The sequence below is a fragment of the Lentzea sp. NBRC 102530 genome, assembly GCF_030269365.1.
In the GTDB taxonomy this organism is placed as follows: Bacteria; Actinomycetota; Actinomycetes; order Mycobacteriales; family Pseudonocardiaceae; genus Lentzea.
On the sequence record NZ_BSTF01000052.1, the window covers coordinates 1 to 833 of the forward strand.

At 68.7% G+C, this 833-nt stretch carries 1 protein-coding gene; it reads right to left on the reverse strand.

All coding sequences use genetic code 11. The features are described from left to right. Positions 1–209: 209 nt before the first annotated feature. Positions 210–809 carry a hypothetical protein gene (locus QSK25_RS45240; RefSeq protein WP_285647889.1) on the reverse strand — a complete coding sequence of 200 codons (600 nt, stop codon included), beginning with the start codon at positions 807–809 and terminating at the stop codon, positions 210–212. Positions 810–833: the final 24 nt, after the last annotated feature.

Below are 833 nucleotides of genomic sequence, written 5' to 3' on the forward strand. Positions count from 1 at the left end.
CGGCCTGGCACTGAACGGCCTGGCACTGAACGGCCTGGCACTGAACGGCCTGGTACTGAACGGCCTGGCACGGACACTCCGGTCATCGACACCAAGCCTGGCGGCGACAAGCCCGGTACCGAACAGCCTGGTGGCGACAAGCCCGGTACCACCCCGACGCTGCCCCCGCTCGTCGCGCCGCCGGCACCGGTCGGTCAGCAGCCGGTCGGTCAGCAGCCGGTCCGCACCACACCCACGCCCACCCAGACACCCATCACCAGCCAACCCAGCCCAAACACACCCAGCCCAAACACGCCCATCGCAGCACCGGTCACCGCACCCGTCCTGCCCCCGCCGAACACCACGCCCGTCACCGACACGCCCACCATCGACGCGCCTGTCACCACCACGCCCGTCACCGGCATACCCGACCTCGACACACCCCCGGCAACACCCGTCACCAACACACCCGTCACTGGCGAACTCGGCCTGAACACGCCTGTTACCGCACCCGTCCTGCCCCCGCCGAACACCACGCCCGTCACCGGCATACCCGACCTCGACACACCCCCAGCAACACCCGTCACGAACACGCCGGTCACGAACACGCCGGTCACGAACACGCCGGTCACCAACACGCCGGTCACCAACACGCCGGTCACGAACACGCCGGTCACGAACACGCCGGTCACCAACACGCCCGTCACCAACACCAACCCGACCGGGCAAACCAACCCGGCACGCACCGACACCAGCAACTCAGCCACACCGACACCACAACGGCCACAAGGTTCGAACGGCAACACACCGCCGACGAACTTCCAGGCCACGCCCGCGCCGTTCGCTGTCGGCGA